The organism is Ameyamaea chiangmaiensis (assembly GCF_013376175.1).
Taxonomy (GTDB): domain Bacteria; phylum Pseudomonadota; class Alphaproteobacteria; order Acetobacterales; family Acetobacteraceae; genus Ameyamaea; species Ameyamaea chiangmaiensis.
In genome coordinates, this window is record NZ_JABXXR010000144.1 from 1 (window position 1) to 6,711 (window position 6,711).

Genomic DNA, 6,711 nt, shown 5'->3' on the forward strand with positions numbered 1-6,711 from the left:
AGCCGCGGCGAAAGCCAAGCCCAAGACGGCGGCACGGACGGCTGATCCGGCGCTGGCCGAAGCCGCCAAGACAGCGCCAACACCGCGCAAGAAGGCGGCGGTGGCGGGTCCGCGTCGTCGCGTCAAGCGCGAGAGCGTGCCGCCGGAAACTCTGGAGCTGTATCTGGGTGTGATCACCGAGAGCCTTGCCGACGACAAGGCTGAGGACATTGTCGTGATCGATCTGACCGGTCGCGCGGCGTTTGCCGATCGCATGGTTGTGGCGACGGGTCTGGCGGACCGGCAGATTACCGCGATGGCGACGCATCTCGAACGCAAGCTGGGCGAGGTTGGGCTGAAGCGTGTGCTGATCGAGGGCGCGAACGGTTCGGACTGGGTGTTGATCGATGCGGGCGACATCGTCGTACATCTGTTCAAGCCCGAGGCCCGCGCGTTGTACGCTCTGGAACGCATGTGGGGTGCCGAACTCGACGACGCCGGCGAAGGTCCCGTGCAGACCCTGTGAGCGTGTCGAGCGTGGGAAGAGAAGGGCGTAGGGGCGTCGTGAGGTGCGGCTGATCGCCGTCGGACGTCTCAAGCCCGGGCCGGAGGCCGACCTTCTGGCGCGGTACAGCAAGCGCCTGTCGCCCCGGCTGGATGTGCATGAAGTGGCGGACGCGCGCGGATCCTTTGCCGAGGTGCGGCGCCGCGAGAGTCAGGCGCTTTTGTCCGCCCTGCCGCCATCCGCCTATGTCGTGGCCCTGGACGAAGGCGGCCGCGCCTATGACAGCCTGTCGTTTTCCCGCAAGCTCGAACACTGGCTGGAACTGCCGCGTCCGCTCGTCTTTCTCATCGGGGGAGCCGAGGGGCTGGACGCCGATGCGGTCGCACGGGCGGACGAAACCCTGTCCTTGGGGCCGATGACCTGGCCCCATATGCTGGTGCGGGGACTTCTGGCAGAGCAGCTTTATCGTGCGCGCGCGATATCAGCCAACCACCCCTATCATAAGACAGGGCGCCCCTGACCTGAGCAGAGGCGCCCTGTCTTATGATAGGGTCGAGCGTTCGCCGGACGCGAGGATCAGCGGAGATTGCGATCCGGGGCGTCTACGCCGAGGCTGTCGGCACCGGCCGGTGCTTCGGCCACTTCGGTGCTGCCGAAGGGATGCGAAAGCGCCGACGGCAGGCTGCGCGTGGCGCCGCGACGTGATGCGGGCGCTGCGCTTGCCATCATCGTGTCGCGGCCATCGGCGGCGCGCGCATAGATGAAGCCATAGGTGGGATAGATGCTGCCGAACGTGCCGGAGCGACCGTTCAGCTGGACGCGGACAGCGGACCAGTCATTGGACGGCGAAACGTCGACGACCTGCACGTTGCGGCTGATACCGCGCTGGGCCCAGTGCGACTGATCGATCACGATGGTGCGGCTGTTGACCACGTCGGTGACGACCGCGACATGACCCAGCGGCATGCGGCGTGTCGCACGGAAGTTCAGCACGCTTCCGGCTTCCGGCGAAGCGCCGCGCGCATAGACTCCGGCGGCGTGGTACCACCAGTCGGCGGCGTTCCCGCGCAGGGCGATTTCGGAATTGGACTTGGCGAACGCCACGCACTGGATCACGTGTCCGCCGGCATAGCGGTAGGCGAGACGGCGCGACGAGGCGTGATGGGCGCTGGCATGGCCATGGGCCGACGCGTGCGCGACGCCGCGATGGCGGGCCTCTGCCTTGTGAGCTGTCGAGAACGAGAAAGCGGCGGTCAGGGAAAGAACAGCCAGTTTGAGACCGAGTCGCCGCATGTCGAACTTTAACCCCAGCTATGCGTCATCATGTGTGGATGGAGCTAACAAGCGCCGGGACTGCGTGGCAAGGGCAGAACGGCGGACAGTTTCGCGCGGCACGGTTTTTGTCGCGAAACATTGCTTCCTGTCCGGAAATAGGAACATATTCCTACTGAATTCTTTCTTAACGTATCGTTAGTCCGCCAGCCTTTTCCCGGCTCGCCCGTGCCGCTCACAGCCCTGCCCAAAACCTGTGCAGGACTGTGGCGGAAATACGACAGATCCTATGCCTTACTTCGTGGTGACCAGCATGATCTCCACCAGTACGCGCGGGCTTGCCATCTCGGCCTGGACACACGCGCGCGCGGGCGCGGCGCCCTCGGGGAGCCATGCGCTCCAGACCTCGTTCATGGCGTCGCGATCGGCGATGTTCTTCAGCCAGATCTGCGCCTGCAGGAGGCGGGTGTTGTCGGTTCCATGCTCTTCCAGAATCGCATCGATCTGGGTGAGGACGTCGCGCGTCTGAGCGGTGATGTCCTGATCGAGATCACGGGCCACGACGCCCTGCGTGTAGATGAAACCGTGATATTCAACCGCCTTCGACAGGATGGCGTTGGGCTCTGAGCGGATAATCTTGGCCATGGTGGTCTCCTTTCGCGAGATGGCGCGCTCCGTGCGGTGACGGTGGCGGCGACACGCCTGTTCTCGACGATTTTCGCGCCGCTCGCCAGCCGCGATCGTGACGGGCGTCCCGCGTCTTGCATCTTATGTCTGGGGGCTCAGGGCATCGAGGCGAACGCGTCCAGTCGATCGGGCGTGTCGAAATCGGTGACGCAGGCGGGGCCGCCCGGGCATGTTGCGACGACGACGTCCGGTGCGTCGAGCAGCGATCGCGCGCCCTGATCGCCCTGAAGGGTCGTCAGGCGCGGCAACAGGTCTCGGCTCCAGAGTACGGGGTGACCGCGTACGGTGCCGTGTGTCGGCTGGCACGCCATGGCCCGCGACGCGGACCAGGTGTCAAGGACGCGGTCGATCAGCTCGGCACGGACAAGCGGCATGTCCCCCAGACACACGAGCACGCCGTCCGGATCGTCGGCCATCGCGGCCGCGAGCCCGGCGCGCAGACTGGACGACAGACCGTGATCGGGATCGGGGTTGGTGACGAACCGTGCGTCCGCCCCGGCGGCCCCACGGATATCGTCGGCGCGATGACCCAGGACCACGACAGTCGCCGTCACCCTGCTGCGCCGGAGTTCGGCAAGCGTCCGCGCGATCATCGGTGTGCCCGAGGCATCGCGCGCCAGAAGTTTATGCCGGGGGGCGGTTCGCGATGACCGACCCGCCGCGAGCACCAGCGCCGTGACCCGACGCGTCACCAGCCGCGTCGTTCGGCCAGAGGCGCGCCACGCCGCACGGCGATGATCTCGGCCATGATCGACAGGGCGATCTCCGACGCGCCGAGCGCCCCGATCGCCAGACCCACCGGGCCACGCATGCGTGCGATCGCGTCGTCGCTCACGCCGTGTTCACGCAGTCGCTCGATGCGCGAGGCCTGCGTCTTTCGGGAGCCGAGCGCCCCGATATAGAAGGCGGGACTGGCGAGCGCGGTCAGCAGCGCCGGATCGTCCAGCTTGGCGTCGTGGGTCAGGGTGACGATGGCGGTCTGGGCGTCGATCCCGAGTTCGGCCAAGGCCACATCGGGCCAGTCGGACAGCAGGGGTATCCCGGGGAAACGCGTCTGTGTCGCCAGTGCGCCCCGGGGGTCGATCACGGCGACGTCGAAGCCGGCCTGGCGTCCCACCACGGCAAGGGCCTGTGCGATATGGACCGCGCCAACGATCAGCAGGCGTGGGCGGGGCACGAAGGCGTGGACAAACCAGCCGGGGTCCGTCCCGTCGGCAACCCGCACGCTCATGCCGTTCTGCAGGGCACGCCCGGCGGCCGCGCGCACGTCTGCCGGCAGGGTGGTGGGCAGAGCGTCGGGCGTGACCAGGACCGGTGGAGCGCCGGACAGGTCGATCGCCAGGGCGGCCGCCTGCCGCGCCTCGCGCCGTGCGGCGAGCTGTTCCAGCGTCGCGAGGTCGAGCGTGCCTGGACGCGTTCGGCTGCCGACCGCCTGCACCAGAACGTCGAGCTTTCCACCACAGGCGAGCCCCACCTCCCACGCGCGGTCCGAGGTCACGCCGTACTGCAACAGGCGCGTCTGGCCGTCGGTCATGGCGTCCTGCGCGGCGAGAATAACGTCCGTTTCGACGCAGCCGCCGCTGACCGACCCTTCGACATGGCCGTCCTCGTCGGTGAACAGCAGGCTGCCGGCCGGTCGCGGCGAACTGCCCCATGTGCCGACAACCGCGCACAGGGCGGCGACGCGCCCCGCCCGCGCACGGGCCAGCGCGAGGGTCAGGGGGTCGGCCGGGGTCGCTGGATCGGCGTCGGGTTGTGTCATGGCCGATACGATTACCATGGTCGGTGGCCGCGCGTCATGTCTGCGCGCGCATGCGGCCGTCGCGTCCCGGGCTTGCGTGCCGGGGGGGTGATCGCTATCGCCAAAAGACACGAGGGCAACGCCATGCCGAGGGGGCGCAGACCATGCCAACCATACCGGGCCTTGAGATCGACGTGATTCCGGTCACGGCCTTGTCGCAGAACTGCTCGCTCTATTGGGATGCGGCCACGCGGGTGGCCGCGGTGGTGGACCCCGGCGGCGATGTCGACCGGATTCTGGCGCGTCTGGCGGACGGCGCCCTGAGGTTGGAGGCGATCCTGCTGACCCATGGTCATCTCGATCATGTGGGCGGTGCGGCCGAGCTTGCGCGCCGGGCAGGGGGCGACACGCCGGTCTCGATCATCGGGCCGCACGCGGCGGACGCGTTCCTGCTGGAACAGGTGACCGAAAACGCTGCCCGGTTCGGGCTGAGCGGCATGGAAAACGTGCGCGCCGATCGCTTCGTCACGGCGGGCGAGCGCCTGCATTATGCCGGTCGCACGCTTGAGGTCCGGCATGTGCCGGGTCATACGCCCGGCCATGTCGTGTTCTTCGATGCCGACCGACGTTTCCTGTTTGCCGGCGACACCCTGTTTCGCGGGGCTGTGGGGCGGACGGACTTCGCGTATGGAGACGAGCGCCAATTGCTGAATGCGATCCGGGACGAGATCCTGCCGCTCGGCGATGACGTGATCGTCCTGCCCGGACATGGCGGCATGACGCGGATCGGTGATGAGCGTCGCCATAACCCCTTTCTCCAAACACGCTGATACGGGAGTTTTCTGTGGAGATGCACAAAGTCCGCCTGCTGAAGACCGTCATGGTCGCGCTTCTGGCCTGCGGGGGTGTGGCGGCGGTCGCGGCGCATGCCGACGACATGAGCGAGCCGACGCAGGCACAGGCCGAACTGCCGCGCGAGCCGCTGACCATCACGTCGGCCGACAAGGTGGCGCACGTCTTTTCCGTGGAAGTGGCGCGTAGCCGCCGGGAACAGGAAGTGGGGGAGATGTTCCGCACCACGTTAGCGGATGATCGCGGCATGCTGTTCGTGTGGCCGTATGCGCAGCAGAGCGACATGTGGATGAAGAACACGCTGGTGCCGCTCGACATCGTGTCGATCAATGCCGACGGCACGATCAACGCGATTACGGAGAACGCCGTGCCCCGCAGCCTGGCGCAGATCCAGAGTGACGGCCCCGTGATCGCAACGCTCGAACTGGCGGGCGGCGTGACGGCTCGGCTCGGCATTCGTGTCGGGGACAAGGTGACGGGTAAGGCTCTTCCGACGCATGATTGATCGAGATGGCATTGATGGGGACCGGCGCCTCCGGCGGGCGGCGATGAGCGACGGTAGGAACGACGCGTGACGATTCTTGTAACCGGAGCGGCGGGCTTCATCGGTTCGGCGGTGTCGACCGCACTGCTGGCGCGGGGGCAGACCGTGCTGGGGCTCGATAATCTCAACGACTATTACGACCCTGCTTTGAAGCAGGCTCGGCTTGCCCGTCTGGGCACGCATCGGGGCTTTTCGTTCCGGCAGGCCGACGTCGCCGATCGCGACACGATGCTGTCGTTCGCGGAAGCCAATCCTGACGTCACGCATGTGCTGCATTTCGCGGCGCAGGCCGGGGTCCGGCGTTCCCTTATCGATCCCTACAGCTACGTGACGGCGAACGTCATGGGGCATCTCACGGTGCTGGAGGCGGCGCGGCGCCTGCCGAACCTGCAGCATCTGCTCTATGCGTCGTCATCGTCGGTGTACGGCAGCAACAGCGCGCTGCCGTTCCGTGAGGATGAGCGCGTCGACGCCCCGAATTCGTTCTATGCGGTGACGAAGCGTTCGGCGGAGCTGACGTCCCAGTCCTACGCCCACCTTTATGGCATCCCGCAGACCGGCCTTCGGTTCTTCACGGTCTATGGGCCATGGGGGCGTCCGGACATGGCCTATTACTCGTTCGCCCGGGCCATCGCGTCGGGGACGCCGTTGACGCTCTACAGCGGTAGGCGCCTGTCGCGCGACTTCACATATATCGACGACGTGGTCGACGCGGTCCTGGGGGTGATGGACGCGCCGATCGACCGGGGGCAGGCGCGGCTTCTCAATATTGGGAATGACCGGCCCGAGCCTGTGTCAAAGCTGATCCAGTTGCTGGAGCAGGGACTGGGGCGCGCGGCGGTCGTCAACCAGGGCGCGCGACCTGACGCGGACATGGAGGCGACGTGGGCGTCACTGGAGGCCATTGGTGCGCTGACGGGATGGGCGCCCAAGACGACGCTCGACGACGGCGTGGGCGCATTTCTGGCGTGGTTCCGCGGTTTTCATCCCGCAGGTTGACCGGCCGGTCGATTTTTTCACTTTTTTCGTGGTGTGGTGTTGACGGGTATGATGGGTGGGGGGTATATCCCCGTTCACCGCTTCGGGGGGCTCTGAGGAGCTTGACTTCACCGGGGTTGGTGATCTAGGGTT

Annotated in this window: 9 protein-coding genes; 5 read left to right on the forward strand and 4 right to left on the reverse strand. The window is 66.8% G+C overall.

Annotation, left to right across the window (positions count from 1 at the left end):
* Nucleotides 1-52 precede the first annotated feature (52 nt).
* Together rsfS and HUK82_RS13380 are read left to right on the forward strand one after the other, a co-directional pair.
* Nucleotides 53-505, forward strand: coding sequence for a ribosome silencing factor (rsfS, locus tag HUK82_RS13375; protein WP_176614441.1), 453 nt, complete (start codon nucleotides 53-55; stop codon nucleotides 503-505).
* 43 nt (nucleotides 506-548) lie between these two features.
* Complete coding sequence (locus HUK82_RS13380; protein WP_176614434.1) at nucleotides 549-1,004, forward strand: 23S rRNA (pseudouridine(1915)-N(3))-methyltransferase RlmH; 456 nt, start codon at nucleotides 549-551, stop codon at nucleotides 1,002-1,004.
* 56 nt (nucleotides 1,005-1,060) lie between these two features.
* On the opposite strand, the gene HUK82_RS13385 is transcribed toward HUK82_RS13380, so the two are convergent.
* From HUK82_RS13385 to HUK82_RS13400, 4 genes are all read right to left on the reverse strand, one after another.
* Nucleotides 1,061-1,777 (reverse strand): CHAP domain-containing protein, encoded by a 717-nt coding sequence (locus HUK82_RS13385; protein WP_176614435.1) that lies wholly within the window; start codon nucleotides 1,775-1,777, stop codon nucleotides 1,061-1,063.
* Between the two features lie 273 nt (nucleotides 1,778-2,050).
* Nucleotides 2,051-2,401, reverse strand: coding sequence for a RidA family protein (locus tag HUK82_RS13390; protein WP_176614436.1), 351 nt, complete (start codon nucleotides 2,399-2,401; stop codon nucleotides 2,051-2,053).
* Nucleotides 2,402-2,538: 137 nt separating this feature from the next.
* Complete coding sequence (locus tag HUK82_RS13395; RefSeq protein WP_176614437.1) at nucleotides 2,539-3,135, reverse strand: nucleotidyltransferase family protein; 597 nt, start codon at nucleotides 3,133-3,135, stop codon at nucleotides 2,539-2,541.
* Entirely contained in the window at nucleotides 3,132-4,205 is a 1,074-nt protein-coding gene (locus HUK82_RS13400) for an XdhC family protein (protein ID WP_176614438.1), read from the reverse strand. The genes HUK82_RS13395 and HUK82_RS13400 overlap by 4 nt, the downstream gene beginning before the upstream one ends.
* Nucleotides 4,206-4,348: 143 nt before the next feature.
* Between HUK82_RS13400 and HUK82_RS13405 the strand changes: the two genes are divergently transcribed.
* The 3 genes from HUK82_RS13405 to HUK82_RS13415 all read left to right on the forward strand — a co-directional run bounded on the left by HUK82_RS13405 (nucleotide 4,349) and on the right by HUK82_RS13415 (nucleotide 6,579).
* Nucleotides 4,349-5,014, forward strand: a complete 666-nt coding sequence (locus tag HUK82_RS13405; RefSeq protein WP_176614439.1) for an MBL fold metallo-hydrolase — start codon at nucleotides 4,349-4,351, stop codon at nucleotides 5,012-5,014.
* 50 nt (nucleotides 5,015-5,064) lie between these two features.
* On the forward strand, nucleotides 5,065-5,541 hold the full coding sequence (locus HUK82_RS13410; protein ID WP_176614442.1) for a DUF192 domain-containing protein: 477 nt from the start codon (nucleotides 5,065-5,067) through the stop codon (nucleotides 5,539-5,541).
* Between the two features lie 66 nt (nucleotides 5,542-5,607).
* The gene (locus HUK82_RS13415; protein ID WP_176614440.1) at nucleotides 5,608-6,579 is read left to right on the forward strand and encodes an NAD-dependent epimerase/dehydratase family protein; all 972 of its coding nucleotides are present in this window, start codon (nucleotides 5,608-5,610) and stop codon (nucleotides 6,577-6,579) included.
* Nucleotides 6,580-6,711 lie beyond the last annotated feature (132 nt).